This window comes from Tropicibacter sp. Alg240-R139 (assembly GCF_900537075.1).
Classification (GTDB): domain Bacteria; phylum Pseudomonadota; class Alphaproteobacteria; order Rhodobacterales; family Rhodobacteraceae; genus Falsiruegeria.
In genome coordinates, this window is record NZ_UNRA01000001.1 from 892,043 (window position 1) to 918,816 (window position 26,774).

Sequence of the window (26,774 nt, forward strand, 5' to 3'; positions counted from 1 at the left end):
CTGATTCACTTGTTTTGAAAGTGGAGGGTTCGGCGATGATGGGACCAAGGCAGATGGCTCAAGGCGCGCTGTTTTATGAGTTCTCAATTGAATCGTTTGTGCCGCGGGACCACCCGATGCGGGGGATTGATCGGTTTCTTGACCTATYAGATGTGCGTCCGTTGCTTTCGCCGTTTTACAGTTTGCATGGCCGCCCTTTGATTGATCCTGAGCTGATGATCCGGATGTTGTTGCTTGGCTATTGCATGGGCATCCGGTTCGAGCGGCGGCTTTGCGAAGAGGTGCATGTCAATCTGGCCTACCGCTGGTTTTGTAGGCTGGACCTGGTCGATCCAGTGCCGGATCATGCTACCTTCTCGAAGAACCGTCACGGCCGTTTCCGTGAAAGTGGCCTGTTCCGGCATCTGTTCGAGACGGTTTCGCAGCGCTGCATGGATGAAGGGCTGGTCGGTGGTCACAGCTTTGGTGTCGATGCCAGTCTGATCCCGGCCAATGCGAACCAGACGCGTGGGGTTGATAGCAAAGAAGGATTGCCATCGAATCTGACGTCGCGCGCAGTAGATGAATATATTGAGACACTCGATCACGTTGCTTTCGGGGCAGCGACAAAGGTAATCCCCAAATACATCTCGCCGGTCGATCCCGCTGCTCGTTGGACAGGAGCAGATGGAGGTGCCGCATACTTTGCTTATTCTACCAACTACTTGGTGGATTTGGACAATGCGGTCATTGTGGATGTCGAACCGACAACCCCGATCCGGCCCGCTGAAGCGCGGGCCGCAAGGGACATGATTGACCGGGTGCAGGATCGGTTTGGGATCAAACCCGATAAGCTTGTGGGTGATACAGGCTATGGATCAGCCGAGATGTTGGGCTGGCTGGTGGAGGACCGTCAAATCGAACCCCACATTCCGGTCTGGGACAAATCCAAACGAACCGACGGAACATTCTCACGTGAGGATTTTGCATATGATCCAGCGACCGATAGCTACTCTTGCCCAGGAGGCCAATCGCTTCAGACGTACCGAAGGAAGTTCTCAAAGCCGCGTGTTGCGAACGGCGGAAAAGACGGGTTCATCAAATACCGCGCATCCAAACTGGATTGCGACGCATGCCCCTTGAAGCCAATGTGCTGCCCAACCCAACCGGCGCGAAATTTGCTCCGCTCGGTTCATGAAGCTGCACGCGATGTCGCCCGCGATATCCGCAAGACAGACGCCTACATTACCTCGTTCATCCAGCGACGAAAGGTCGAGATGCTATTTGCGCACCTAAAACGATACATCGGCCTGCGGATGATGCGGCTTCGCGGACCCAAAGGTGCAACAGAACAGTTCCAACTCGCAGCAACAGCCCAAAACCTCCGCAAACTGGCTAAATTGCTGCCAACACCAGCGCCTGCGTGAAGGGAAACGCGGCTGGCCTGTTTCTTGATCAACATCAAGCCCGCCAAAACACCGACTTCTTCAACAGTATCTCCGCGTCTCCGTCATCGGGTCCGATTTGAGGGTTGCGATGATCTAGATTTTTCGAAAACTCGATTTCCTCCTGACAAAGATCGGTTACCGTCAACAATGGGCGAGCGTGATCGGGTGAAGTTTTGGCCTTGAACGACGAAGGGGGCAGGGATGGCAAGCAAATACAGTGCAGATACGGAGCGGGTAGCGGTGGCGGCGGTTCAGGCGCAGTCGTTGGCTCGGGGCATTATGGTGGCCAATGGGTGCCCTGATGACATTGCCGAGGAGGTTGCGGCGCATCTGATCGATTCGGAATGGTCGGGAGTGGAGTCGCACGGGGTGTGGCGCATCTTGCCATATGCCGGGTATTACGACAGCGGGTACCTAAAGGCCGGTGTGCGGCCCGAGCTGAAACAGAACGCACAGGGCGCCTGGATGGTGGATGGGCATGGCGGCATCGGTATCCCCGCGATGAGCATTGCTACACGGGATGTCGTGGAACGCGCCAAGGCAGGCGGGCTGGCGGCCATTGCTTTGCAGAACGTGGGGCACACCGGGCGGCTGGGGGCCTTTGCCGAAGAGGCCGCCAAACAAGGCTGCCTGATGATTATCATCGGTGGGGGCGGGCGCGAGAACTGGCGGCTGGTGGCCCCATACGGGGGGCGCAAGGCGCTGATGTCCACCAACCCCTATAGCATCGGCATCCCCGGTGGTGATCGTGGGCCGGTGGTGGTGGACTTTGCCACCTCTGCTGCGGCAGCGGGCTGGGTTTATGGTGCCAAGATTGCAGGCGCGCAGCTGCCCGAGGGGGTGTTGATCGACATGGAGGGCGCGCCGACCACCGACCCGCAGGACTATTTCGACGGCGGTGCGATCCTGACGGCGGGCGGGGCCAAGGGCTATGCCCTGTCCGTGGCCGCCGAGATGATCGCCGAGGCGCTGTTGGGACCCGCAACGACCGAATGCAACTGGCTGATGCTGGCGATGGATTGCACGCTCTACCGCGCGCCCACACAGATGCAGAACATCGCCGAGGGAATTTTGGATGAGTTTCGCAATTGCCCCCCGGCGGCAGGTTTTGACCGGGTCGAGATCCCCGGAGAGCGTGAGGCGGATGCACGGGCGCGCAATGCCGATCAACCGATCCACCTGCCTCGGGCGACGTGGGAGAAGATCGTGACGTTGGCAGAGGAGTTGAGCGTGCCGACTGGCTCGCATTGATTTTTCGGTTTCACGAGAGTTCAAGGCGAAGGGAACAGAGGTCACCCGTTGGAATTTACCTACCCTGGAACAGCTGCATAGGCGTCAGCGAAAGGGACGCAGTCTGGCAGCTTGCGAAAGAACGTCTCAGTGTCCGCGAGCTCGTAAAACGCGTCATTAAGCTCACCAATGTCCATTCCGTCATCCCAAGGTCCAACAATGACCTCTCGCGTTGCTTTGTCACCAGGGTACGGCGTGCCAAGTTTTGACATAGCGTCTTGAACAATCGAACAGACTTCCGGCATCCCAATGGTGGCAAAACCCTCGACGACTTCTGGAGCAGACGTGCCCGTCGAGTTGTAGAAATATTGCCAAAAGCCGCCATTGTAGACGACCAAGTGAAGCCAATGGAGACTGAACAAGTGGACCGCCTTGAGGGGGGGGGTCGAAATACTCCTCAACCACTCTTTGCGGCCTTCACAGAAATTGAACGTATCGTAGTACGGCTCATAAAACGCTTGATACGCCTTGGTGCATTGAAAATGAAGCACATCGTCAAACTCGATTTTACGCTGTCTCTGCACGCGTCGCACGACAAGATGACGGTTCTCTGACTTCATTGGGCTGGCAACGGCCAAAAAAGTATCTAGCACAGTTTTATGAGACACGCCGAACGCTGGCTGGGTAAGCTGCGGCCTGACGAGGAGTTGCCTGCTCAATTCAGGCAGTCCCGCTCGAGGATCATGTTTATCGAGAACAGGTTAAAAGGGCAGGAAGGCCCCTCCGTGATCGGGCGCGTCTATCTTTCGAAATCTGGCAAGACGCCCTTCTACAACGGCGTCAAGTTTCGGAGCTTCAATCAGGAACGTACGGGCTGTCGAGTGAACCGGTCGCCACAAGCGGGCCAGGCGCCGCGCGCAGCGCGGCGCCTGGCCCAAAGCCGCTAGCGATGTCGACGAAGTCGGGATCGCTCGGGTGCGGGAGAGCCCCGAGTTCCTACAAGCCAACGGGTGCGAATAGAAAACGCCCGCTCCAAAAGGAACGGGCGTTGGCGCATATTTCTGCGCCACCTCACGGAGACCAATCATACCCCGCGAGAGATCTGGGATCCTTCAGAGGGACGAGAACGCTTGGTCCAACCCGTCCGCCACACGGTCCACATCCTCGAGCAAGAGGCACATAGGCGGAACCATACGCAGCGAGCTCTGGAAAGGACCGGATTTGGACAGGATCAGGCGTTGCGCGCGGCAGTGTTCGAACACCGCCGAAGTGGTTCCCGCATCCGGTTCCTTGTTCTTGCGGTCTTTGACCATCTCGATGGCCAGCATCAACCCGCGCCCGCGCACGTCGCCGATGGCGGCGTGTTTATCCTTTAGCGCGTGCAGGCGTGCCAGCAGGGCGGCGCCAACAGTTTTGGCGTTCTCCATCACCTTGTCTTCGCGAATGACTTGCAGAACTGCACGACCTGCTGCGCAGGAGGTCGGGTTGGCGCCATAGGTGTGGAACATGAACTTCTCGGCCATCGGCGCGGCGATCTCTTTCTTCGCCACCACGGCCCCGATGGGAAAGCCGTTGCCCAGCCCCTTTGCCATCACAACGATGTCCGGCACCACGCCGTCGGCCTCGAAACCCCACATGTGATCGCCGGTGCGTCCGAAACCTGACTGCACTTCATCCGCGATATAAAGGCCACCTGCAGCGCGCACTCGTTCGGCGGCACCCGACATGTAGCCCAGTGGCATTTCGATGATACCGCCGTAGCCCTGGACGCTTTCAACGAACATCCCCGCAATCTGCCCGGTGGTGGCGGTGCGGATGGTCTGCTCGATCTCGTCCAGATAGGGCGCGGCCCCGGCGTTTTCACCAAAGATGCCGCGATACTGGTTCGGCTCGGCGACAAAGGCCACGTTGCCGGGCATGCCGGGATGGCGCCAGCCCGAGATGCCGGTGAGCGACTGCGCCGATGCAGTCGGGCCATGATAGGCGGTGCGCAGTGCCAATAGGTCAAGGTTGCCGGTGTAGCTGCGCGCCATGGTCATCGCCAGATCCACCGCCTCGGACCCGGAATTGGTGAAATGCACCACCCACTCATGCCCTTTGGGCATGGTCGCAGCCAGTTCTTCGGCCAAATGCGCCGGAGTGGGGTGGTAGAACATCGTCGTGCAATGCGTCAGCTGTTGCGCCTGTTCCATCGCGGCGGCCACCACGGTGGGATGAGAATGCCCGACCGAGATGCAGACGTTCATGCCCAGAAGATCGGTATACTTGTTCCCCTCGGCGTCCCACAGGTATTGCATCGAGCCCTTCTGGAACACGATGGGGTCCTTGAAGGGGACAAATTTGCGCTGACTGGCAGCGTAATAAGCGTCGCGCCGGGCGGCGGTGGCCTCGGTGGACCATTCGGTGTTGAGCGGTTGGTGGGTCATGCTTGCCTCCCTCAGGCTTTCAAGCGCAGGTTTTTGGGGTCAAAGGGCGCGTCAGTCAGGATCGTGGCCTGCGTCTTGCGCCCTAGGATGGAAACAGTGAGACCCTCACGCGCCGTACGGTCGCGCAAATAGGCCAGTGCCAGTGTTTTTCCGGTGCGGTGCCCATGGGCACCAGAGGTGACAACGCCAACGATTTCATCGCCTCGCAGGACGGAATGCGCGTAGAACGGATCGAATTCCGGGTCGTGGATTTCAAGTAGGACCATGTCCCAGCGGTCGTCTTTGGCCTTACGCTCCTGCATGGCCTCGCGCCCGGTGAATGCGCGATCCTTGGCGCGGGCAAATAGACCAACGCCTGCTTCGTGCAGGGTGCGTTCGGTGGTCAGATCGCCGCCCCAACCGCGATACCCCTTTTCAAGGCGCATAGAGTTGGCTGCATAAGCGCCGTAGTACCCCATGCCGAGCGGTTTACCTGTGGCCTCAAGCGCAAGGAACACCTGTTCTGCGTCGGCGCGCTCCATGTGCAGTTCCCACCCCAACTCGCCTAGGTAAGACACCCGCAGGGCGCGCACCTGCGCGCCCGCCACGTCGATCACTTGCGCGCTGAGCCAAGGGAAACCCAAGCCCAGATCGGCGCTTGTGTGCTGGCAGAGGATGTCGCGCGACAGAGGCCCCATCAGGCCAATCACCGCCAGTTCCTCGCACCGGTTGGTCACGGCCACGTCGAAGCCTTTGGCATGCGCCACCAGCTGGTCCATGTCGATCTCTTCCGCCGCTGCGGCCGAGGTCAGATAGGCATGATCGTCGCTAAGCATCGTCACGGTGAATTCCGACAAAACACCTCCCGCCGGGGTCAACACATGGGTCAGCCCAATGCGCCCATTGGCAGGCGCGCGATTGGCGCCCAGGCTGTCGATGAACGCGCGGGCTTCCGGGCCGGTGACGTCGAATTTTGAAAACACCGACAGATCGGCCAGCCCGGCCTTGGTGGTGACGGTCTCGACCTCAGCTGCCACATGGAGGAACCAATTGGGGCGGCGAAAGCTTTCATGGGCGATGTCGCCCTGTTTGTCCGAAAACCAGTTGGGCCGTTCCCAGCCATAGGCCGCGCCCATGACCGCGCCGCGCTCGACCATCAGATCATGCAGCGGCGACAGGCGCTTGCCGCGCCCGGCGGTGCGTTCTTCGAACGGGTAGTGCACGCCAAACTGCAGGCCAAAGCATTCGATCGCTTTTTCGACGCGATAGTCGCGATCGGCCCAGCTCCCGAACCGGCGGCTGTCTACCGCCAAGGCATCTATCGGCGGACCGCCATGGGTCATCCAATGCGCCAGAAACCAGCCCGCGCCGCCGCCCTCCATCACGCCCATGGATGATCCGGTCAGCAACCATGCGTTTTCTAGCCCATGGGCGGGACCAATCAGCGGGTTGGCGTCGGGGGTAAAGGTGATCGGGCCATTCACCACGGTTTTCACGCCGCCATTCATCAGGGCTGGAATGCGCTCCATAGCCGCTTCGATGATATGTTCCACGCGGTCCAGATCGGGTGGCATCAGATCCGCGCCGAACTCGGGTGGCACGCCGTCAACTGACCAGACCTGCGCCTCTTTCTCGTAAGGCCCCAAGATCAGCCCGTCGCGCTCCTGTCGCACGTACCAGCTTTCTTCCGGGTCCCGGATCATCGGCAGTTCGGGCAGTTTGGCGTCAATGCGCTGGGTCACTTCGGGCACTGCATCAGTTACCAGATACTGGTGCAATACCGGGACCGAGGGGATATTGAGCCCCATCATATGCCCAATTTCCCAGCCCCAGGTTCCTGCGGCGTTGACGATATGGGTGGCGCGAAAGGTCTCTTTCGCCGTCTCAACGATCCACTTGCCATCCTCGCGCCGGATGGATTGCACCGCGCTGTAGCGGCTGATCTTGGCCCCATTGCGTGCGGCGACCTGCGCCATCGCATTGGTCGCCAGCGTCGGGTCCACATGGCCGTCGTCCGGTTCGTAAATGCCTCCCAACAGCCCATCCAGCTTGGCCAGCGGGTGCAATTCGGCTATCCGCTCGGGCGTCAGAACCTCCAGCGGATAGCCGGTGAACTCCGACAGGCCAGCGACATGGCGGAACTCGTCCATCCGGTCGGGGTTCGTCGTGATGCGCATCGCGCCCGAGCGGTGAAATCCGCAGTCCTGCCCGGTCTCTTCCGGCATGATATCGCGATAGAGGCGGACAGAAGTGGCGCGCAACTCCTGAATGGTTGGGTTGTGCGCAAAATGCGTGCACAGACCGGCGGCATGCCAGGTCGAGCCATGGGTGAGATCGTTCTTTTCGACCAGCACCACGTCGGACCAACCGGCTTTGGTAAGATGGTACATCAGCGACACGCCCATGGCGCCGCCGCCAATGATCAGAACCTGAGCGTCGCTCATCCGCGCATCCTTTCGCCTTTGGGGTCATATGGGGGGCGGGGCAGGGCCCGCGCCAGATAGGTCTTGCCTGCGATGTCAAAGGTGAAATCGCGGGCGCAGGTGTCTGTTAGCTTTTCGCCCGGCGCGATTTCGATCATCCCCAAGGCCAGCGTCAGGCCTGTGCGCGCGCCTTTTGCGCCAGACGTGGTCAGGCCGACGACGCGGTCACCCTCAAGGATCGGCTCGTCATGCAAAATCAGCGGATGGCCTTCGACCTGGAACAGGCACAGCTTGCGTGTCAGACCTCTGGCGCGTTGTGCTTCTAACGCCGCTTTGCCGGTAAAGTCCTTGTCCCAGTCGATGGTAAAGCCAAGTCCGGCCTCTAGCGGCGTGATCTCGGGGCCTAGATCGTGTCCCCAGTGGCGAAACGCTTTTTCGATCCGGCACGCCTCCAGCGCATACATGCCCATCGGTTTGGCACCGGCTGCAGAGAGCGCGTCAAAGACCGCACGGGACTGGGCGGCAGGCACATTCAACTCCCAGCCCAACTCGCCCACAAAGCTCATCCGCGTGGCCTGGCAGGGAATGCCTGCCAAAGCCACGTCCCGTGCGGTGGAGAAGGGGAAATCGACCCAATCGGCGTTGCTTAACTTGCTCAAGATATTTCGAGCGGCAGCGCCCATCAGGCCGATCACACACTCGTTCTCGGTGACATCGTGCAAGGAAACCCGCCAGACCGCGAAGCGGCGGCGCAGCAGCGCCCCGTCCCGCCAGCGCGTCGCAGCACCAGAGGTGATGCGGTAATGCTGGCTCCCAAGCCGGGTTACGGTCAAATCGCCCTCGATTCCGCCTTGCTCGTTCAGCATCGGCGTATACACCGCGCGGCCCACCGGCACGTCCATCTGTGCACAGACCAACTGGTTCATGGCGGCTACGGCATCGGGTCCAATGATGTCGAACTTGCCAAAGGGTGACAGATCCAGCAGCACCGCGCCGTTTTCCATCCGGGCCGTCTCGCGCTGCGCGATTGGATACCAGGGTTGTGCGCCCACCGAGTAGGGCAGATTGCGTTCAGCCTCAGTTTTTGCATACCACAGCCCACGCTCCCAGCCAGCGGTCAGGCCAAATACAGCACCCTGCGCCTTCCACGCCTCATGCAAGGCAGAACAGCGCAATCCACGTCCCGCCTTGGGTTGCTTGAACGGCCAGTGCATCGCCATCAGGTCGGCCACGCTTTCGGCCATGCGATCCGCCATATGGGTGTCGCGCGCCGCCAGGGGATCGGCCCGGGCCACATCGACCTCCCACAAATCCATGGGCGGCTGACCATCCACAACCCAATCCGCCAGAACCCGGCCAATCCCTGCGGACGACATGATGCCGACCGAGTTCATACCGGCAGCCACAAACAACCCATCGACGGCAGGTGCCGCGCCAACAAGGGGTCGCGTATCATTGGTGAAGCTCTCAGGCCCATTCATGAAGTGCTGAATGCCAATCTCAGCCAAGCCAGGAACCAGTTCCAGCGCAGCCTCCATGAACGGCATGAACTGTTCCCAATCTTCGGGCATCTCCAGGAAAGGCCGGTTGCCTTCAGGGCCAAAGGCATCCCATACCTTGGCGTCGGGTTCAAACCCGCCAATCACCAGTTTACCCGCATCCCCTTTGATGTAGATTCCTGTGTCCATGTCACGGATCACCGGAAAGGGATCAGGTAGGTTGGGTATGGGTTCGGTGACCACATACATATGCTCCGCGGCCTGCAGCGGCAGGTGTAACCCAGCACCTTCGGCCAAAGGTTTCGACCACGCTCCGGCGCAGATGACCACGCTCTCGGCTTCAATCTCTGTCCCATCGGCCAGCGCGACGCCCCGCGCGGTCCCGCCCTCTGTAGGGATACTGGAAACGGCGCAATTCTCGCGGATTTCCACACCTTTGGAACGGGCCGCGCGGGCATAGGCCATGCACAGGTCAACCGGGTTCACATTGGCATCCTCGGCGACCCACATGGCGCCTGTATGTCCCGAGACATCCAGCCCCGGCACATCCACCTCATCCGCACCTATGACCTGCGCGTTCAGCCCGAAATGCCGACCCAGAGTCGAAATCCGGTGCAGTTCATCCAACCGCTCAGATCGCCGGGCCAGCCAGTAGCCGCCGGTTTGACGGTAGCCGGTTGCCATGCCTGTCTCGGCTTCAAGCCGGGGAAACAACTCCAGCGCATAGCTCGCCAGCTTGGTCATGTTGGGCGTGGCCCTCAGCGGGCCGACGATGCCCGCAGCATGCCACGATGTGCCAGAGGTAAGCTGGTTGCGCTCCAACAGCAACACGTCCTCGGCCCCGCGATGTGCCAGGTGATAAGCGACTGATAGGCCGATGGCACCGCCGCCGATGATGATCGTGCGCCCCATCAGAAGTAATCCATATCTGGCGTCTCGGACTTGCGCTGCGCGATATAGGCCTGCAGCTCTTCGTCGATGGCCGGATCAAGGCCCGGGTCCTCATAGGCCTCCAGATGCGATTTCCACAACGCGTTGGCGCGCTGTGCGGTGTCCAGAGAGCCGGCCGCTTCCCAGTGCTCATAGGCGTTGTTGTCTGGCGTCTCAGGTCGGAAGAGGGCGGACATGAAGTTTGTCTGCGTGTGTTCCGACCCCAGAAAATGCGCGCCGGGGCCGGTGGCGGCGATGGCGGACATGGCCTGTGCGTTCTCGCTCAAGTCGATGCCATCAAAGAAGCGCCCCAGCTTGCCGCAGAGATCGGCGTCGATCATGGTTTTCTCGAAACTGGTCACAAGCCCGCCTTCCAACCAGCCAGTGGCATGGTTGATCAGGTTGGCGCCAGCAAACATCGACATCATCAGGCCCCAGGTGGCTTCCTGTTGGCTCTGCGCGTCCGGGATTTTCGACGCCGACAGCGTTCCGACCGTATGCAGTGGCACGCCCAGACGGCGCGCCAATTGTCCAGCGGCCAGAACCATCTGACCGGCCTCGGGCGTGCCAAAGGTGGGCGCGCCCGATTGCATCGACATGGTCGAAGCGAACGAGCCCATCAGCGCCGGTGCTCCGGGTTTGACCAGTTGAGTCAGCGTCAGGCAGGCCAAAGCCTCGGCCAGAACCTGCGCCATGGTGCCGGCAACGGTGCAGGGACTCATGGCACCTGTCAGAACCCAAGGGGCCGTGGCCACCGGCTGACCCGCGCGGGCGTAGGTTTTCAAAGCACCCGACATATGCGAATCCATCACCAGCGGCGCGTTGGTGTTCGACACGCAGTATAGCACCGGGTTTTCGGCTACATACTCCGCGCTAAAGACGATCCGCGCCATATCCAGCGCATGGCCCGCACGTTCCGCCCCGATAAAGGCGCCCATGAAGGGGCGGTCGGAATAGCGGATGTGGGCATAGAGCATGTCCAGATGGCGCTTGTTGGCGGGCAGGTCGACAGGTTCACAGACCACACCGCCAGAATGATGCAGCCACGGAATCGTGTGATGCAGTTTCACCAGTGCCTGGAAATCGTCAAAGGTCGCATAGCGGCGACCCCGGTCCAGGTCGTGCACAAATGGCGGCCCCCAGGACGGACAGAGCACCGTGGCATCGCCGCCCATTTGCACCGAATTGGCCGGGTTGCGGGCGTGTTGCATGAACTGTTTGGGGGCGGTGGCCTGAATGGTCTTGCGGCAAAATCCGCGTTCAAACCGTACCCGCGTGCCATCCACGTCGCAGCCCGCGTTCGCAAAAATCTCAAGGATCTCGGGGTCGTCCACAAACTCCATTCCTGTCTCTGCCAGGATGGTGTCGGCGTTTTCCTCAATCAGGCTCAAACCTTCTTCGCCAAGGATGTTGAAGGTGCCCAACTTGCGTAGGATGAACGGAGCACGAGGCTGTCCGACCTGACCACGCGCGGCCCCCCGGTCGCGTTTGCGACGACGTTTTACAGGTGTCTCAGTCATGGCCCGCCTCCCTCAGCTGCCTGCAATCTGGCGGTTGGCGGGCATTCGATCAATTGACAGTTGGTAGTATTAGGAATTCTAATGGTGATACATATGAAGGGCTGATCATGGACGTCAAATTCACAACCAATGCGAATATTATCAAAGCGTTAGAGGTATTTGTTGCAGTTGTCGAGGCCGGGCAAATGACAGCGGCTGCTCGGCTGGTGGGCATGACACAATCAGCGGCGTCCCAGCACATTGGTACTTTGGAAAAACACTATGATGTCAAACTGTTGGACCGCTCAACGCGCCCCATTAAACCGACGCAGGCAGGCGTCTTGATGTACCGCCACGCAGGCCGCATCTTACACGCAGTGGGTGAGTTGGCCGGTGACATGCGCCATCAGGGTCCGACGCCCATAAGTCGGCTGCGCCTGGGATTGCAGGCCTCGATCGCCACGACGCTTTCGCCCGGTCTGGTGCGGATGGCCAAGGACCGTTTCGGCGTACAGGACATGGCGCTGCATGCAGGCCAGAGCGGCGATCACGAGGCGCTTTTGAGGACCAAGCAGGCCGATATTGTCATCACCTCGGACCCGTTGTTGGACATGGACGGGTTGGAGCGTCATGAGGTTCTGACCGAAGCGTTCTTGTTGGTGCTGCCGCCCGGATTTGACCAGCCCGTGGAGGACTTGGAACAAGTGTTGCGCCACCTGTCTCTGGTGCGGTTTGCCGACACGACCAATGTGGGCCGCCGGATTGAGCAGCATCTTCGCCGCCTGCGCCTTCAACCCGAACGCGTGATCCAAGCTGACCGGTCCAGCATGGTGACGGCCTGTGTTGCGGACGGCATGGGGTTCACGTTGCTGACGCCGACCTTGCTGATTGATGGGCTCGTCGAACGGATGCCGCTGGATCTGCGGCCCTTGCCGGGCGCGGGAATGAGACGTTCGATCACCGTGGTTGCACGGGATGGAGAGTTGGGGGAGCTGCCCAAAGCATTTGCTGAATATGCCCGCGTGTCGTTGGTGGATCAGATAGCCGGGCAGATGGGCCAGATTGGCAGCGCCGCCGTAACAGAGCTGGAGTCCGAGGAGGAGCCCGCATGACACCGAATGAGTTGCCGCCCCAAATCGACACGCCTGCCGCATGGGTGGGACGCGACTTGGCCGAGCGGCCCGAGGACTGGTTGTATCAACTGAACCCCGGCGACATCAAAGATTTGGAGCAGGCAGCTCGGCAATTTCTGACTTTGGATCGCGATGTCGGAGAGATCACGGCAGAGGATTTCCCTCTGATGCAGTTTGCGGGGCACCTAAGCGCCCTGCGCAACAAGCTGCTGAACGGTGTCGGGGTCGAGGTGCTGCGCGGTTTGCCAATAGAACGCTACGATCAACGGACGGCCGCTGCCATATTCTGTGGCATCGGTGCGCATCTTGGTTCGGCCCGGTCACAGAACGCACAAGGCCATATTCTGGGCCATGTGCGCGATGTGGGGCGCGACCCGAACGATCCCACGGCACGGATTTATCAGACTTCGGCCCGGCAAAGCTTTCACACCGACAGCGCGGATGTGGTGGGCTTGCTGTGTTTGCGTGATGCGAAAGAGGGGGGCGACTCGCTGCTAGTGAGTGCCGAGACGATTTATAACCGGATGCGTGCCACGCGTCCCGATCTGCTGGCGCTGCTGTTTGACCCTATCGCCACCGATCGGCGCGGCGAGGTGCCCGACGGCATGGACCCCTATATGACCATCCCACCGTTCAGCTGGCATGCGGGCCGGTTAACTGTGTTTTATCAACGCCAATACATTGATAGCGCGCAGCGGTTCGAGGGGGCCTTGCTCCTGACGCCCGCTCATGTCGAGGCTTTGGATTTGTTCGATGCTTTGGCCAACGATCCTAATCTGCACATCACCATGCGGCTGCACCCCGGCGACATGCAATTTGTCTATAATCACGCGATGTTGCACGACCGGACTGGCTTTGTGGATTGGCCCGACCCGAACCAGCGCCGCCACTTGTTTCGCTTGTGGCTGTCTTTGCCGGGTGACCGGCTGCTGCCGCCGGTGTTTGCTGAACGCTACGGCGATTTGACGGTGGGTGCGCGTGGCGGAATCATCACCGACAAGACACGCCTACACGCACCGTTGGATTGACTTGGCACCGATCTGTGCAATTGCGCACTAATTGTATTCGGTTTCGCTCAATTGTTTGAACGGCACAGGTTGTTACGTTGAGGCTCAGGCAATCAGGAGGCACTGCAATGAGCTGGAACCCCATTCTTGACGCCGACATTCCCATTGGCGAAGCCGTGGACGCCATTGAAACCGTCATCGTGCCCCGTGCACGCGATCTGGGCGGGTTTGAAGTGCGTCGCGCCTTGCCCGCGCCCAAACGGCAAATGGTCGGGCCCTTTATCTTTTTCGACCAGATGGGGCCGGTGGAGTTTCTGACCGGGCAGGGGATCGACGTGCGCCCGCATCCCCATATTGGGTTGGCGACGGTCACCTATCTGTACAAGGGCAAGATGCACCACCGGGATTCACTGGGCACCGATCAATGGATCGAACCGGGGGCGGTGAACTGGATGGTCGCAGGCCGCGGTGTGACTCATTCCGAGCGCACGGATGAAGAGGCGCGCAAATCCCCCTTGTCGATGTTTGGCATTCAAACCTGGGTGGCGCTCCCGGATGAGCTGGAGGACATGCCAGCCTCGTTCGAGCATGTAGGGGCGGCTGACTTGCCAGAACTGAAAGGCGAGGGGAAAACCGTGCGCCTCATTCTGGGCGATGCCTACGGTGAGCGGGCATCGGTTAAAACACCAACAGAGATGTTCTATGTCGACGCGGTTCTGGACGCGGGCGCTGCTATCCCGATGCCCGACAATCACGAGGATCGCGGGCTTTATGTCGTTAGTGGCTCGGTCACTATCGCCGGGCAAGAATTTGAGGCGGGACAGATGGTTGTATTCCGTCCCGGCGACCGTATCAGCGCCAAGGCCGGGGCAGCGGGCGCGCGGTTGATGTTGCTGGGTGGCGCGACCATGAATGGGCCGCGCCACATCTGGTGGAATTTCGTCGCCTCGTCGAAAGAGCGGATCGAGGCCGCCAAGGAGGCTTGGCGCGCGGGCGATTGGATGCACGGCCGTTTCCAGCTACCTCCGGGTGATGATCAGGAGTTCATTCCCTTACCCCCACGCTAGGGGGCTGGCACCACGGGCGGCATGAAGATTCACCTGACGATCTGCCCGCACTCTGCGATATACATGTTCGGGGCTAGCGGACTTACCTATGCCGGTATGCTGCCCGATGACTTCCCGGATGCACGGCTTGAGGGCGCGATGACAGACCGATGGCGGCAGATACCAGGCCGCGAGCCGCTGTTGGTGGCAGGGGGAGAGAGGTTTCTTTGGTTTGCCTGTGTCCGCTGGAATCACACAGATCGCCCCTGTTGGAAAAACTGCATATGGCCCAGGCCGCGCAGGCACAGCGCGTCGGGTTGTGGTTGATGCGGGCGGTGGCTAAGCATCTGACAGTAATGGGGAAAGCCACGGTCCGGTTTGAGGTTTTAGAAACCGATGTCGCGGCACGGCGATTTTATGCAGGCCTTGGGGGCGTCGAAGGTCCCGTTTTTCAGGACGTTCTGGTCAGCAACCCGGTTCCTGTCCACAAGGTGATCTGGAACCGGTTCGAGAAAATCTTCTTACGGGGTGAAAAAAGTTGAACTCGCCGCTTGACGATGCCGAACCGTACCCATAATACACCCCAACGTTCCGCAGGGAACGACGACTAAAGCAGCGAGCGGTTGTAGCTCAGTTGGTTAGAGTACCGGCCTGTCACGCCGGGGGTCGCGGGTTCGAGCCCCGTCAACCGCGCCACTGCTTTGCCCCTTTCCCGGGGAATTGGGATCCGGCCCGGACAGGGCATTGGTGGTTTCCACCAGACTAAAATGCGCGGTTGTAGCTCAGTTGGTTAGAGTACCGGCCTGTCACGCCGGGGGTCGCGGGTTCGAGCCCCGTCAACCGCGCCATTTTAATCCTTCCCTCTCACGTCGAGCCCCAAATTTAGCAGTTGCGAGAAAGATCGCTGCCGCCCTCTCTCTTGGATTACGTCGGTGCGCCTAGACCTTGCACTTGCTGGAAATCGCAGCGATCCGTGCATCGATCTGCTTTTCGTACTCGCCGGACAAGACTTCTAACCTCTGGTTTTCGGTGCCTGTGACAAGGCCGAACAATGCACCAGCCGGCGTGACGGCAAGCACATCTTTGGCCTGTTGTTTCTTCGCGTATTCCTTTTCCGAGTTCAGGGCGCGAATATCGCCCTTGGCTGTTGAGCAGTTGATTGGGCCGTGTGGCACATTGCCTAGGGTGTCGGCTGCAAAGGCTGGATTTGTACTGACGATAACGGTTGCGAAAGAGATTGCGAAAAAGGTTCTCATGTGTGTCTCCGACCAAATAACCCAAACAGAAGTGTGAACTGATTTGAACTATCGAGGACGCTTTGATGTTTCGCAAGGGATCACAGTGTTATGGATCAAGCGCATTGCAACTGCTTGACGCTCATTGCCTGATCGGCCTCACATGCGCGGGTGTAGCTCGGTTGGTTAGAGTGTCGGCCTGTCACGCCGGGGGTCGCGGGGTCGAGTCCCGTGAACCGCGCCCCCTTCTTTTCTCACCTTTATGTGGATTTCCGTCTTGAAGCAGCGGCGCGCGGCGTATCTGATTGATGTAAGGGGTATTCCGGAAAGGGTATTCTCATGTTGTGTCGCATCGGTGAGGTTGAAGTTTGGCGAATCCTTGAGATCAACGGGCCATTCGTAGAACCCGAAAAGCTCTATCCAAATGCGGGACCAGAACTGCATCATATCCTGCGTGAACATGCGCCAGGGCAGCTGTGCGAACACAGTGGCAAGCTGATTTTGCCGATCCAAGGTTTTTTGCTGAAAACACCTGATCACGTGATCCTGGTGGATGCCTGTGTTGGCAACGACAAGACGGTGAAATCGCTACCAGATTGGAACCATCGTTCGGATGGAAGATTCATGTCTGCGCTGACAGCCGCCGGCGTTGCGCCCGCGGATGTGGATTATGTGCTCTGCACGCATCTGCACACCGATCACATCGGATGGAATACGCGGCTGGTGGATGGTCGTTGGGTGCCCACTTTTCCGAAGGCCAGATATCTGATCCCGGCTGAGGACAACCACGCCGATAGTGCAGACCCAACAGATTCATACACCGAAAGCGTTCTACCGGTGATCGAGGCCGGGCAGGCGGAAATGGTGCAACCGGGGCATTGCCTGGGCGATTATGTGAGGTTGGTGCCGACGCCTGGCCACACACCGGGCCATGTCTCGGTTCTGGTGCATAGCGGTGGGGCCGAAGTGCTAATCACCGGGGATGCGCTGCATTCGACCGCACAGTGTCACCGTCCCGATTGGCATTTCGCATATGACGACAACCCGGAGCTTGCGGTGCAATCCCGTGTGGCGCTGCTTGAGGATTCGTCAGAAGTGGGTCGACGTGTTCTGGGGAGCCATTTCACTTTGCCCTCGATTGGTCGCGTCCGTGCAGTCGGGGATGCATTCCGGTGGGAGCCGGACTGAAAAAGGCCGGAGTTGTGCTCCGGCCTTTGATATATTGATTTACTGCGGCTTTCAGCTCAACGCGGCCAATACGCGAGCCCACGAGCGGATGCCCTTGTGAAAACTCTCCATATCGTATTTCTCGTTTGGCGAGTGGATCTGGTCATCGTCCTTGCCAAAGCCGATCAGCATCGCGTCAGTATCCACGATGTCCTTGAAGAACCCGGCAATCGGGATCGACCCACCGCAACCCACGTAGGCCGCAGGAATACCCCATTCGTCGCTAAGTGCTTGGCGGGCCTTTTCGAAGGCCGGATCGTCGACTGACATCTGTGAGGCGGGGGAGCCTTTTTCGGTGCGGTACTCGACGGTGAAGCCATCAGGCAGATTGCTTTCCAGATAGTGACGGAAAGCATCGCGGATCGTGTCCGGGTCTTGCTGGCCGACCAGACGGAAGCTGACTTTGGCGCTTGCTTTGCTGGGCAAAACGGTCTTGAAGCCGTCGCCCGTGTAGCCACCCCAGATGCCGTTCACGTCACAGGTCGGGCGCGACCAGATCTGTTCCAGGGGCGTGCGGTCCTGTTCGCCTGCGGGCGCTGTCAGGTTGACGTCGCCCAGAAACGCCTGGTGGTCAAAGTTCAGGCCTTGCCACTGCGCGCGCATCTCGTCGGACAATTCTGTCACGCCATCATAAAAGCCGGGCAGGGTGATCGCGCCAGTGTCGTCGTGCAGACCGGCGAGAATCTTGGTCAGCACGCGGATCGGGTTCATCCCGATGCCGCCGTACATGCCAGAGTGCAGGTCGCGGTCGGGGCCGGTGATGGTGAAATCCTCGCCCAGCAGACCGCGCAGCATGGTGGTGATCGCTGGAACCTTGCTTTCGAACAGGCCGGTGTCACAGATCAACGCGATGTCCGATTTCAGCTCGTCGCGGTTTTCTTCCATGAAAGGGACCAGCGAGGGCGAACCCGATTCCTCTTCACCCTCGAAGAAGAACGTCAGCTTGCAGGGCAGGGCGCCGTGCACCTCTTTCCACGCCCGACACGCCTCGACAAAGGTCATCAGCTGACCCTTGTCGTCAGAGGAGCCGCGCGCGCGGATCACCTTGCCGTTGGGTGTGTCCTGAATTTCGGGATCAAATGGGTCGCGGTCCCAAAGTTCCAGCGGATCAACGGGTTGCACGTCATAGTGACCATAAAACAGCAGGTGTGGGCCGGGTCCGTCAACATGCCCGACAACCATCGGGTGGCCCGGCGTGGGGCGCTTCTGTGCGTCAACACCAAGGCCCTGCAGGTCAGCCACCAGCCAGTCGGCGGCGGCGTCACAGTGTTCCTTGAAGGCTGGGTCAGTCGAGATTGACGGGATCTTGAGCAGGTCGATCAGGCGATCGGTGGCAGCGGGCAGGTCGGCATCAATGCGCGACAGGACATCATCCAGGGACATCGCGGGTTCCTTTTGTTTGGGTGAAACGATTTGGCGCAAAAGGTATCAGCGCGGGCCGCACTGTCCAGAGGGGGCAAGCTGATCCCAATTTATTTCTATGAGCTCAATTCTCGGATCGGAAACTTTTGAAACTGCTTCAGGGCGACTTGCGACGTTTTCGCGCCCCCAAGAGACGCAGTTTGTCTTGTTACATGAGAATTGGGTGTATATTTGATGCAAATCAATGTCGCGTCCGTGTGTCCGGATATAGGCAATTGAGAACCATGACCTTTGTGCGTTCCGTTTGAGACGTGAAAATCCAAACGTCATGTGCCAAACTGGCCCTTGGGCCGAAAGACCAATGGAGACCTCGGTGGACTATACCGCGAAACTCGACGACGCCATTCAGAAGCTGCACGACGAAGGCCGCTATCGTACGTTCATCGACATTGAGCGTCGCAATGGTAATTTTCCCCATGCGGTCTGGACCCGTCCGGATGGCAGCGAGCAAGACATTACCGTCTGGTGTGGCAACGACTATCTGGGCATGGGCCAGCACCCGGTTGTTTTGGAAGCGATGCAAGAAGCCATTGAATCGGCCGGCGCAGGATCGGGCGGCACGCGCAACATTTCGGGCACCACAGTCTATCATAAGCAGCTTGAGGCCGAGTTGGCCGATTTGCACGGCAAAGAAGCTTCGCTGCTTTTCACCAGCGCCTACATCGCCAATGACGCAACGCTTTCGACGTTGCCCAAACTGTTTCCGGGTTTGATCATCTATTCAGATGCGCTTAACCATGCCTCGATGATCGAAGGGGTGCGCCGCAACGGCGGTGCCAAGCGCATCTTCCGTCACAACGATGTGGCGCATCTGCGCGAGCTGCTAGAGGCCGATGATCCGGCCGCGCCCAAGCTGATCGCGTTTGAATCGATCTATTCCATGGACGGTGATTTCGGTCCCATCGAAGAGATCTGCGATCTGGCGGATGAATTCGGCGCGCTGACCTACATCGACGAGGTGCATGCGGTTGGCATGTACGGCCCCCGTGGCGGTGGCGTGACCGAGCGGGATCGTCTGGCGCATCGCATTGACATCATTAACGGCACGCTTGCCAAAGCCTATGGCGTGATGGGCGGCTACATCGCCGCGAGCGAGAAAATGTGTGATGCGATACGCTCTTACGCGCCGGGGTTCATCTTTACCACCTCGCTGCCACCAGCGGTCGCAGCGGGTGCAGCCGTGTCCGTCGCTTACTTGAAAACCGCGCCTGAACTGCGCGAACGGCACCAGACACAAGCTAGCATCCTTAAGCTGCGCCTTAAGGGTATGGGCCTGCCGATCATCGATCACGGGTCGCACATTGTGCCAGTGATCGTGGGCAACCCGGTGCATACCAAAAAGCTCAGCGACATGTTGCTGGAGAATTTTGGCATCTACGTGCAGCCGATCAACTTCCCGACCGTTCCGCGCGGTACAGAGCGTCTGCGTTTTACCCCGTCGCCTGTTCACGGCCCGGATGAAATGAACCGTCTGGTACAAGCAATGGACGAGCTGTGGTCGCACTGTGCGCTGAATCGCGCCGAATTGGCGGGCTAAGTTCACGCGACTGTGTGCAAAACACTTGCCTCATGTTAAGCTAATGGTAACAAAAAGCGCGGACGAATCGTGATAGGGACGATTCCACGCGCTGCTGGCACATCGCGGCAGGCAACATGGGGCGGCAGGTATGATTGGGCGCAGATCACAGCGCAAATCAGAGGACGTAGAAATCGACAAACCGAAGGGGTTTGACGATTTCAAAGTGAGTCTCGGTGACATGATGCGCGGCGAACGGGCGACGATGGGGAAATCCCTGCTCGACGTTCAACGTGAATTACGCATCAAGGCGAACTATATCGCAGCCATCGAAAACTCGGACCCGACCGCTTTTGACACACCCGGCTTTATTGCCGGATATGTGCGGTCCTATGCTCGGTATCTGGGGATGAACCCGGATGATGCCTTTGGCACCTTCTGCGAGGAAAGCGGATTTGAGGTGGCACACGGCATGTCGGCCGAAGCCTCGAGTATTCGAAAATCCGGCCCTGATCTCATTTCGAGAAGATCCAAGTCCAGCGATCCATTCATAACACCTAACACGCCATTTGTTCCAACTGGCGAGAGTTTCCTTACTCATATCGAACCGCGCGCCATTGGCTCGACTCTGGTTTTGTTGGCCTTGATCGGCGGCATTGGGTACGGCGGTTGGTCGGTTCTGAAAGAAGTTCAGCAGGTGCAATTGGCTCCGGTTGAGCAGACACCTGCCGTGCTGTCAGATCTGGATCCGCTGGATCAGGCCACGCGCCAGACCACGGCGACCGCCAATGCCGGTCTGACACAGCCCACCGCGGACGCGCTGGACCGTCTCTATCGCCCGCAGGCGCTGGATGTTCCGGTACTTGTGTCGCGCGACGCGCCGATTTCTACGCTTGATCCGCGCACGGTTGGGAACTTTACCGCGCCGACACTGCCGGATGTGCAGTTGGCCGAGGTTCTTTCAACGCGAGACACCACGGGCCAGTCGATCCCGCAAGTGGTCGAAAATCTGGCACCTTCGCTTACTATGGTGGCGCTACGCCCATCCTGGGTTCGTGTAACGGCGGCGGATGGGACACATATCTATGAAGCCATCATGGAGCCCGGAAGCACCTACCAGGTGCCCCTGACCGAAGATGCGCCGACTCTGCACGCTGGAGAATCGAGCGGCATCTACTTTATCGTTAATGGCGAACATCGTGGCCCGGTGGGGGATCGTGGTGTTGTCACGCGCGGTGTGGTGTTGTCGCCAGACGCAGTGGAAGAGCGCTATCTTGTGGCAGAGATCGACGGCGATGATCGTGTGCTGCTCGAAAAGGTGGCCGAGGCGTTGACAGCTCCGGTGACCGAGACAACCGACTGATCTTTTTACATTGTGACTGTTTTTGCTGCCTGAGAATGGCCGCGGGCATTGGACTGTGTGTCAAGCGACCATTGCACCATGGGTGCCATCAGCCTATCTAGGGCACAGGCCCAACTGGATGCGGAATCCCAAAGCGATGTCACTCAACCACGTGCGCCCCTGGCGCAACATCTACCGCCGAAAATCTCGACAGATCATGGTTGGGAACGTACCCGTGGGTGGCGATGCACCGATTGCAGTGCAGACCATGACCAACACGCTTACTACCGACGCGCCGGCGACCATCGCGCAGGTGCAGGCCGCAGCCGAGGCGGGCGCGGACCTGGTGCGGGTGTCGGTGCCGGATGAAGCATCATCGAAGGCGCTGAAAGAGATTGTGCGCGAAAGCCCGGTGCCGATCGTGGCGGACATCCATTTCCACTATAAGCGCGGGATCGAGGCCGCCGAGGCGGGCGCTGCCTGCCTGCGCATCAACCCGGGCAACATTGGCGACGAAAAGCGCGTGGCCGAAGTGATCAGAGCGGCAAAGGACAACAACTGTTCCATTCGCATCGGCGTGAACGCCGGCAGCCTGGAAAAGCACTTGCTTGAGAAATACGGCGAGCCCTGCCCGGACGCGATGGTGGAATCCGGTCTGGATCACATCAAGATCCTGCAGGATCACGATTTCCACGAGTTCAAGATTTCCGTGAAAGCATCTGATGTGTTCATGTCGGCGGCTGCTTATCAGGCCTTGGCCGAGGCCACGGATGCGCCCATTCATCTGGGTATCACCGAGGCGGGCGGGCTGGTGTCGGGCACCATTAAGTCCGCTATCGGGCTGGGGCAGCTTTTGTGGATGGGTATCGGGGACACGATCCGTGTCAGCCTGTCCGCTGATCCGGTCGAGGAGGTCAAAGTCGGCTTCGAGATACTCAAGAGCCTCGGTTTGCGGCACCGGGGCGTCAACATCATATCCTGCCCGTCTTGCGCGCGTCAGGGGTTTGACGTGATCAAGACGGTGGAAACGCTGGAAAAGCGTCTGGAACACATTAAGACGCCCATGAGCCTGTCGATCATCGGCTGCGTGGTGAATGGCCCCGGAGAGGCGCTGATGACGGATGTGGGGTTCACGGGCGGTGGCGCCGGGTCCGGGATGGTTTATCTGGCAGGCAAGGCCAGCCATAAGATGTCCAACGACCAAATGGTCGATCACATCGTCGAAGAAGTCGAGAAGAAAGCCGCAGAGCTGGACACGACCAAGGACGCGGCCGAGTAATCGGACCGATTCCCGATGCGGTCCCGCCCGTCGTCAATGCCCCTAGTGGGACATCTCCTCCCGTTGGGCCAGGCTCATGCGGGCTTTGCCCGCATGAGCCTGGCCCCCCGCCGTCCGCAGGACGCAAGGCCGACAGGCCGCGCAGGTTGGGTGAGTTGGCAAAACCGATAGGTTCCAAGTGTATTGAGGTGGTGGGCTTCGGTGCGATGCAACGCCACCTCAAAGAAACACCAGCCGGGCGCTTGTCATACCGGCCGAGGGGCCAAATCACTGAACGAGGTCACGAGCCTTCAGTCGACCCGGTCGGGCAGGTTCCAAAAACAGAGGAGTCAAACGCGGGCAAACTTCGCACCCAACGCGATACAGAAAAACGGGTGTTGGCAGATGCCCCCCAAACGCGCAGGCCTTTAGGAGAAAACGAGGCCTGCCGCCCCTCTGACCTGGCCTCTCGCCCGCCGCACATGAGCGAAAAGCGCCTTGCCGGAGCGACGCGCGCAGAGGATTTTGGAACACGGGTGCACATGCTCCATTTGCCTGGTCTGACAGGGTGAAGATAGAGAACAGACGGCCGCGCTCTTTTGAGCCCGCTGCGAATATTGCGCCGTCTGCGCCCAATCCCGGCGCGTATTAGCCTCGCTCGGCGCGGATGCCTTCTGCGATCAGCTCCAATTGATCCGCAGGCAGGTAGCCACGCAGCAGTTCGGTGCCCATAACAAAGGTCGGGGTGCCCGAGATGTTCAGCTTTTGGGCCAAGGCACGGGTCTGCGCGATCTCTCGTGTCACGCTGTCGCTGTCCATTGCCGCAAACACAGCGTCCGTATCCAAGCCCAGGCTATCGGACAGGCGACGCAGGGTGACTTCGGTAGGCTCGCCACCAAACTCCAGCAGGGCATCGTGCACCTGTTTGTAGGCATCGTCCCCAGCAACATGTTTGGCCGCGACTGCAAAGCGGGACGAGACAACAGATGCCTCGCCGAGGATCGGAAACTCCTTGATCACCAACCGGATGTTACCGTCACTTTTTAGCAGCTTGGCCACCTCGGGCACGGCGCGACGGCAGTAGCCGCAGCGGTAGTCCATGAATTCGACCAACGTGATGTCCCCGTCAGGGTTGCCGCCAACCCACGAGTAGCCGTCGTTGAACAATTCGTCCTGGTTGGCCTCGACCAGTTGAATATCGGCCTGGGCCTCGGCCACCTCACGGCGTTGTTCCAAAATCTGGAAGGCTTCGAGGATCAGATCGGGGTTCTCAAGGATATACTCGCGAACCTGCGCGCCAAAGGCTTCGCGCTCAGTGGGCGACATGTCGGACAGGTCCAGGGCCTGAGCGGGCCCGGCGATCAGAGCCAGAGCAGTCAGGGCGGGGGCGGCAAGGCGGAGCATCATCTTTTCCTTTTGTTTGCACGTTCAGAAGCAAGGAGCACATCCTGCGCCCGTTGCCAACCCGTTGAACCAACGGGCAGTTGCCCGACGGCGCGCCGGGCGTGGAGTTCTGCGTCCTCAGTCCGACCTTGCAGCGCATAGCGCTCGGCCGTGACCAGTGAGGCCATTCCGTTTTGGCCGGTGCTGGCATAGGCAACACCCAGATCGCGCAGCATCCGCGCGTCGCGGGCCTCACGCGCACGGGCCCTTTCTAGGACCTCAAGCGCGGCTTTAGGCTGTTTGGCAGCCAGCAGAGCACGGCCGTGACCAGCCAGGATCAATGGATCGCGGGGAGCGAGTTCGACAGCTTTACCGTAAGAGTTTACAGCGGCATTGATACGCCGACTTTCCAGCAGGATCTGCCCCTTGAGCTCATAGTAGAATGGATCGTCTGGGCGCAGGGCGATGGCGGCATCAATAGCGGAGCGGGCTTTGGACAGGTTGTGATTGCGGTGGTGCGCCACAGCTTGGCGCATCAAGCGAACGTCTGCATGAGCTTCTTCGTCGGCGCGCAGCAGCGTCCACTTGGGCGCACGGGTAAAGGCCGAGATTTTGCCCCGAATGCGAGCAAACCAGTAATCTGCGTTAGGGTTGGTTTGCGAATGATCGCCGTGAGCCTCGAAATAGGACTGCGCGGCACGAATGCGGTCCTTGGACAGCGGGTGCGAGCGCATGTAGGGGTCTTGATTGCTGGGGGTCAGCAGATCTTGCCCTGCAAAAGCGCGGTGCAGATCCACCAATCCTTGGACGCTGATGCCCGACAGGCGCAAATAGTTGGCGGCTGAACGATCAGCTGACGATTCCTCGGCCCGGGTGTGCGCCAAAAAGGACCGGAACGCCGAGGATTGCGTGCCTGCCGCGATCCCTGCTGCCGCTTCACCTCCGCCCGCGGCTGCGGCGATTAGTGCCAGAGCAATCCCAAGGTTGGACACTGTACGTGCGCCCTCAAGGTTGCTGATCCGACGCTGGATGTGGCCATTGGCGATATGAGCGGCCTCATGGGCGATCACCGCCTGAAGCACATCGGCGCGGGGCACTTTCAGGATCAGACCGTAGTTCAGGAAGATCGTGTTGTGATCGACGACAAAGGCGTTGAAACCGCCGTCGTTGACCAACAGGATTTTGACGCGGTTGGGGCTGAGGCCGGCGGCCCTGAGAATGGGAAAGGCCAATTCTCGCAAACCGTTTTCGATATCCGGATCACGCAGCAGCCCGATGGCCGTGGCCGGAACTGCACTCGCCAGATAGACGGCGAGGCTGAGTACCATTGCCGACATTTGACGCAGGCCCCACCGACGCCAAATGCGCGGGATTGACGTCAGCCGGGATACGCGTTCAAAAGCCATGGCGGCAACATGGGAGAAGGCCATGCGAAACTCAACCCGGTCCAATGTCGATCCCTTCATTGTGATGGATGTGATGGAGGCCGCGCGCCGCGCTGAGGAGGCGGGCAGGCGTGTGATCCACATGGAGGTTGGCCAGCCCGGTACCGGCGCGCCCAAAGGGGCGCTCAAGGCTGTGGCAAGTGCTCTGGAGACAGACCCGCTTGGCTATACGGTTGCTTTAGGTCTGCCCGCGCTGCGCCGTCGGATCGCGCAGATGTATGGCGAATGGTACAATGTCGATCTGAACCCTGAGCGGGTTGTGATCACGCCCGGATCGTCGGGCGGATTTCTGCTGGCTTTTACTGCGCTATTCGACAGCGGCGACCGCGTGGGCATCGGCGCGCCCGGTTACCCGTCCTATCGCCAGATACTCTCGGCGCTTGGTCTGGTGCCCATTGACCTGCAGACTGCGCCGGAAAACCGGTTGCAACCAGTGCCTGCGGATTTTGCAAAGATGGACTTGGCGGGTCTTTTGGTGGCGTCGCCTGCGAACCCCACGGGCACCATGTTGGACCGCCCAGCCATGAGCGCGTTGATTGAGGCGACGCAAGCGCAGGGCGCCTCGTTTATCAGTGATGAGATTTATCATGGCATCGAGTATGAGGCCAAGGCCGTGACCGCGCTTGAAGTGTCGGATGAGTGTTATGTGATCAATTCGTTTTCCAAGTATTTCTCAATGACCGGGTGGCGCGTGGGGTGGATGGTCGTGCCAGAGGATCAAGTGCGTGTGGTCGAGAGGATTGCGCAGAACATGTTCATTTGCGCGCCCCACGCCAGTCAGGTTGCCGCGTTGACGGCGATGGATTGCCCCGACGAATTGCAGGCCAATCTGGATGTCTACAAGGCCAATCGGGCGCTGATGCTGGAAGGGCTGCCCAAAGCGGGCTTTACCAAAATCGCGCCGCCCGATGGGGCGTTTTACGTATATGCGGATGTGTCGGAAATCACCGATGACAGCCGCGCCTTTGCGGCCGAGATCTTGGAAAAGGCGGGTGTAGCCGTCACGCCGGGTTTGGATTTTGACCCTGTTCGGGGTGGCGGCACGCTGCGGTTTTCTTACGCGCGCTCGACCGAAGACATCGAAGAGGGGTTGCGCCGTTTGGCAGAGTTCATGGCTGGTCGAAGCTAGCAATTTTAAGGTGGTGGGAGTGGAGGGAGAACTCCCGCCCGTCGTCGATGTTTCTGGTGAAACATCTCCTCCCGCATGAGCCTGGCCTTCCTCTCGGTGTCGCGGCTTTCCGCAGGTCGCCTGGGCGGCAGGCTGCGCTGTTACTTCCCGAAAACGGTTCGTGATGCGTTGCCCCCAGCCTTGCCCTTAGGATAGGTTGTCGAAAAACAGGGGAGACG

General features: G+C 59.7%; 21 protein-coding genes and 2 tRNA genes. 14 read left to right on the forward strand and 9 right to left on the reverse strand.

Translation table 11 applies throughout. From position 1 onward, the window contains the following. Positions 1 to 35 precede the first annotated feature (35 nt). Together G6R15_RS04360 and G6R15_RS04365 are read left to right on the forward strand one after the other, a co-directional pair. Positions 36 to 1,406: a transposase gene (locus G6R15_RS04360; protein ID WP_164658550.1), complete on the forward strand. Its 1,371-nt coding sequence runs from the start codon at positions 36 to 38 to the stop codon at positions 1,404 to 1,406. Between the two features lie 222 nt (positions 1,407 to 1,628). Then, a complete protein-coding gene (locus tag G6R15_RS04365; protein WP_164658551.1) occupies positions 1,629 to 2,678 on the forward strand; it encodes an Ldh family oxidoreductase in 1,050 nt (349 codons plus the stop codon). Between the two features lie 59 nt (positions 2,679 to 2,737). Here G6R15_RS04365 and G6R15_RS04370 read toward each other — a convergent pair whose 3' ends face one another. Beyond that, entirely contained in the window at positions 2,738 to 3,277 is a 540-nt protein-coding gene (locus G6R15_RS04370) for a DUF4375 domain-containing protein (protein WP_164658552.1), read from the reverse strand. 123 nt (positions 3,278 to 3,400) lie between these two features. Here G6R15_RS04370 and G6R15_RS04375 point away from each other — a divergent pair, with 123 nt between their 5' ends. Further along, positions 3,401 to 3,604, forward strand: a complete 204-nt coding sequence (locus G6R15_RS04375; RefSeq protein WP_164658553.1) for a hypothetical protein — start codon at positions 3,401 to 3,403, stop codon at positions 3,602 to 3,604. Positions 3,605 to 3,769: 165 nt separating this feature from the next. On the opposite strand, the gene G6R15_RS04380 is transcribed toward G6R15_RS04375, so the two are convergent. Genes G6R15_RS04380 through G6R15_RS04395 form a run of 4 tightly spaced genes read right to left on the reverse strand, consistent with a single transcriptional unit; the run spans position 3,770 to position 11,434 of the window. Then, complete coding sequence (locus G6R15_RS04380) at positions 3,770 to 5,083, reverse strand: aspartate aminotransferase family protein (protein WP_164658554.1); 1,314 nt, start codon at positions 5,081 to 5,083, stop codon at positions 3,770 to 3,772. Positions 5,084 to 5,094: 11 nt separating this feature from the next. Beyond that, positions 5,095 to 7,506, reverse strand: coding sequence for an FAD-dependent oxidoreductase (locus G6R15_RS04385; RefSeq protein WP_164658555.1), 2,412 nt, complete (start codon positions 7,504 to 7,506; stop codon positions 5,095 to 5,097). Then, positions 7,503 to 9,896, reverse strand: coding sequence for an FAD-dependent oxidoreductase (locus G6R15_RS04390; protein WP_164658556.1), 2,394 nt, complete (start codon positions 9,894 to 9,896; stop codon positions 7,503 to 7,505). Before G6R15_RS04390 ends, G6R15_RS04385 begins: the two co-directional genes overlap by 4 nt. Continuing rightward, positions 9,896 to 11,434: a trimethylamine methyltransferase family protein gene (locus tag G6R15_RS04395; RefSeq protein ID WP_164658557.1), complete on the reverse strand. Its 1,539-nt coding sequence runs from the start codon at positions 11,432 to 11,434 to the stop codon at positions 9,896 to 9,898. The genes G6R15_RS04390 and G6R15_RS04395 overlap by 1 nt, the downstream gene beginning before the upstream one ends. A gap of 107 nt (positions 11,435 to 11,541) precedes the next feature. On the opposite strand from G6R15_RS04395, the gene G6R15_RS04400 reads away from it, so the two are divergent. From G6R15_RS04400 to G6R15_RS04425, 6 genes are all read left to right on the forward strand, one after another. Continuing rightward, positions 11,542 to 12,525: a LysR family transcriptional regulator gene (locus tag G6R15_RS04400; RefSeq protein ID WP_164658558.1), complete on the forward strand. Its 984-nt coding sequence runs from the start codon at positions 11,542 to 11,544 to the stop codon at positions 12,523 to 12,525. After that, positions 12,522 to 13,574 (forward strand): TauD/TfdA family dioxygenase, encoded by a 1,053-nt coding sequence (locus G6R15_RS04405; protein WP_164658559.1) that lies wholly within the window; start codon positions 12,522 to 12,524, stop codon positions 13,572 to 13,574. The genes G6R15_RS04400 and G6R15_RS04405 overlap by 4 nt, the downstream gene beginning before the upstream one ends. A gap of 107 nt (positions 13,575 to 13,681) precedes the next feature. Beyond that, positions 13,682 to 14,620 (forward strand): pirin family protein, encoded by a 939-nt coding sequence (locus G6R15_RS04410; RefSeq protein WP_164658560.1) that lies wholly within the window; start codon positions 13,682 to 13,684, stop codon positions 14,618 to 14,620. A gap of 248 nt (positions 14,621 to 14,868) precedes the next feature. Beyond that, positions 14,869 to 15,141, forward strand: coding sequence for a hypothetical protein (locus G6R15_RS04415; RefSeq protein WP_164658561.1), 273 nt, complete (start codon positions 14,869 to 14,871; stop codon positions 15,139 to 15,141). A gap of 77 nt (positions 15,142 to 15,218) precedes the next feature. After that, positions 15,219 to 15,295: transfer RNA gene (locus tag G6R15_RS04420), tRNA-Asp, on the forward strand. Positions 15,296 to 15,370: 75 nt separating this feature from the next. Beyond that, a tRNA-Asp gene (locus G6R15_RS04425) sits at positions 15,371 to 15,447 on the forward strand. 90 nt (positions 15,448 to 15,537) lie between these two features. On the opposite strand, the gene G6R15_RS04430 is transcribed toward G6R15_RS04425, so the two are convergent. After that, a complete protein-coding gene (locus tag G6R15_RS04430; protein WP_164658562.1) occupies positions 15,538 to 15,855 on the reverse strand; it encodes a hypothetical protein in 318 nt (105 codons plus the stop codon). 318 nt (positions 15,856 to 16,173) lie between these two features. Between G6R15_RS04430 and G6R15_RS04435 the strand changes: the two genes are divergently transcribed. Further along, complete coding sequence (locus G6R15_RS04435; protein ID WP_164658563.1) at positions 16,174 to 17,022, forward strand: MBL fold metallo-hydrolase; 849 nt, start codon at positions 16,174 to 16,176, stop codon at positions 17,020 to 17,022. A gap of 51 nt (positions 17,023 to 17,073) precedes the next feature. Here G6R15_RS04435 and G6R15_RS04440 read toward each other — a convergent pair whose 3' ends face one another. Beyond that, positions 17,074 to 18,444 carry a M20/M25/M40 family metallo-hydrolase gene (locus G6R15_RS04440; protein ID WP_164658564.1) on the reverse strand — a complete coding sequence of 457 codons (1,371 nt, stop codon included), beginning with the start codon at positions 18,442 to 18,444 and terminating at the stop codon, positions 17,074 to 17,076. Positions 18,445 to 18,796: 352 nt separating this feature from the next. On the opposite strand from G6R15_RS04440, the gene hemA reads away from it, so the two are divergent. The 3 genes from hemA to ispG all read left to right on the forward strand — a co-directional run bounded on the left by hemA (position 18,797) and on the right by ispG (position 22,620). Continuing rightward, on the forward strand, positions 18,797 to 20,020 hold the full coding sequence (gene hemA, locus G6R15_RS04445) for a 5-aminolevulinate synthase (RefSeq protein WP_164658565.1): 1,224 nt from the start codon (positions 18,797 to 18,799) through the stop codon (positions 20,018 to 20,020). Between the two features lie 130 nt (positions 20,021 to 20,150). After that, the gene (locus tag G6R15_RS04450; RefSeq protein WP_164658566.1) at positions 20,151 to 21,362 is read left to right on the forward strand and encodes a helix-turn-helix domain-containing protein; all 1,212 of its coding nucleotides are present in this window, start codon (positions 20,151 to 20,153) and stop codon (positions 21,360 to 21,362) included. A 136-nt stretch (positions 21,363 to 21,498) separates the two neighbouring features. Beyond that, positions 21,499 to 22,620: a flavodoxin-dependent (E)-4-hydroxy-3-methylbut-2-enyl-diphosphate synthase gene (gene ispG / locus G6R15_RS04455; protein ID WP_164659257.1), complete on the forward strand. Its 1,122-nt coding sequence runs from the start codon at positions 21,499 to 21,501 to the stop codon at positions 22,618 to 22,620. 627 nt (positions 22,621 to 23,247) lie between these two features. Here ispG and G6R15_RS04460 read toward each other — a convergent pair. Together G6R15_RS04460 and G6R15_RS04465 are read right to left on the reverse strand one after the other, a co-directional pair. Then, positions 23,248 to 24,006 carry a DsbA family protein gene (locus tag G6R15_RS04460; RefSeq protein WP_205520466.1) on the reverse strand — a complete coding sequence of 253 codons (759 nt, stop codon included), beginning with the start codon at positions 24,004 to 24,006 and terminating at the stop codon, positions 23,248 to 23,250. After that, entirely contained in the window at positions 24,003 to 25,388 is a 1,386-nt protein-coding gene (locus G6R15_RS04465; RefSeq protein ID WP_240336657.1) for a M48 family metalloprotease, read from the reverse strand. Before G6R15_RS04465 ends, G6R15_RS04460 begins: the two co-directional genes overlap by 4 nt. A gap of 22 nt (positions 25,389 to 25,410) precedes the next feature. On the opposite strand from G6R15_RS04465, the gene G6R15_RS04470 reads away from it, so the two are divergent. Further along, positions 25,411 to 26,556, forward strand: a complete 1,146-nt coding sequence (locus G6R15_RS04470; protein ID WP_164658569.1) for a pyridoxal phosphate-dependent aminotransferase — start codon at positions 25,411 to 25,413, stop codon at positions 26,554 to 26,556. Positions 26,557 to 26,774 lie beyond the last annotated feature (218 nt).